This is a genomic window from Brachybacterium sp. HMSC06H03 (assembly GCF_001807385.1).
Classification (GTDB): Bacteria; Actinomycetota; Actinomycetes; order Actinomycetales; family Dermabacteraceae; genus Brachybacterium; species Brachybacterium conglomeratum.
Map to the genome: position 1 here is coordinate 1 of NZ_KV788916.1, position 1,143 is coordinate 1,143.

The 1,143-nt window shown below is 71.7% G+C and carries 1 protein-coding gene; it reads right to left on the minus strand.

What is annotated here, in order from left to right:
• Positions 1 to 91: 91 nt before the first annotated feature.
• A complete protein-coding gene (locus HMPREF3159_RS13420) occupies positions 92 to 1,054 on the minus strand; it encodes a glycine betaine ABC transporter substrate-binding protein (protein ID WP_070501613.1) in 963 nt (320 codons plus the stop codon).
• Positions 1,055 to 1,143 lie beyond the last annotated feature (89 nt).

Sequence of the window (1,143 nt, forward strand, 5' to 3'; positions counted from 1 at the left end):
GGCGCCCCCGACACCATGTGGTGTCGGGGGCGCCTCTCATCGGTGCCGGCGCTCCTCGGCGCGGGCGCTCAGCGGTGAGGACGCCGCGGGCTCACTCGCCCTCGACAGGCGGGAGCACGTCGGGGTTCTCCTCGAGCCAGGCCTCCACGGCCTCGGCCTCCTTGCCCTCGCCGAACTCGTTGACGACCTTGTCCTCGAGGGAGCCGAACTGCTCGTCGGACAGGGTCGCGCCCGCGATCCACTCGGCGGCGTCGGGGAAGTCCTCCTTGAAGCCGGTGCGGCCCAGGTGGTGCAGCGCCTCCGGCTCGCCGAAGGCGCCCTCGGGGTCCTCGAGCGCCTTCATGTCGTAGGCCGGCATCGCCCAGAACGGGGTCCACAGCGTGACGACGATGTCCTCCTCGGCGTCGATCGCGTTCTCGAGCTCCGTGATCATCGCGGTGGTGGAGGAGGTGACGAGCTCGTAGTCGTCGAGGCCGTAGCCCGGGATCACGCTCTCCTGGGTCGCCTTGGTCAGCCCGGCGCCCGGCTCGATGCCGACGATCCGGCCGCCGAAGCGGTCGGCCTGGCCCGCGAGCTCGTCGATCGAGGTGATGTCCACGTACTGCGGCACGGAGAGGTTCAGCACCGCGCCCTCGTAGTAGGCCACCAGGTCCTCGATGTCGTCGCCGTACTCCTCCATGTAGGAGGCGTGGGTGACCTCGGGCCAGGCCGAGGGGAACATGTCCACATCGCCCTGGGCGAGGCCTGCGTAGAGCACGCCGGCCTCCGTGATCGGCTCGTGCTCGACGGTGTAGCCCATGGCGGTCAGGCGGTTGTCGAGCAGGTAGGCGAGGGACAGCCCGTCGGTCCACGAGGGGATGTAGCCCAGCGTGATGGTGTCGCCGCCCGAGCCGCCCGAGCCGCCCGAACCGCCGCCGTCGCCGCTTCCGCCGCAGGCGGCGAGGCCGAGGCCCATCAGGCCGGCGCCGCCGATCAGGGCGGAGCGTCGGGTGAGCGGGGTGTCGGCGGGGCGCCGTGTGCCGCGGGGGCTGAGGGGGAGTCGTCGGGTGCTCATGAGGGAGTTCCTTTCGAGGTGGTCATCGGATCGTGGTGATCATCGGTCTGCGGTGGGAGCGGCCGGGCCCCATCGTCGGGGGGGGGGGG

Excerpts from the sequence above, each read along its gene's own strand:
- HMPREF3159_RS13420 (WP_070501613.1), bottom strand. The coding sequence starts at position 1,054 with ATGAGCACCCGACGACTCCCCCTCAGCCCCCGCGGCACACGGCGCCCC.